At 58.6% G+C, this 210-nt stretch carries 1 rRNA gene; it reads left to right on the top strand.

Annotated elements, in window-relative coordinates:
- Positions 1 to 210 (top strand): 23S ribosomal RNA (locus AC27GT_RS01120); the annotation flags it as partial.

Genomic DNA, 210 nt, shown 5'->3' with positions numbered 1-210 from the left:
GTCCAAGCGCGGGAACAACCGAGACCGCCAGCTAAGGTCCCGAAGTCTGGGCTAAGTGGGAAAGGATGTGGCGTTGCTGAGACAGCCAGGAGGTTGGCTTAGAAGCAGCCATCCTTTAAAGAGTGCGTAATAGCTCACTGGTCGAGTGACGCTGCGCCGAAAATGATCGGGGCTTAAGCCCAGCGCCGAAGCTGCGGGTCTGAGGGGTGA

The sequence above is a fragment of the Thermus sp. KWY1 genome, from assembly GCF_057547025.1.
The sequence above is the reverse complement of the archived record's forward strand: the minus strand, read 5'-3'. Positions and strand labels throughout refer to the sequence as shown.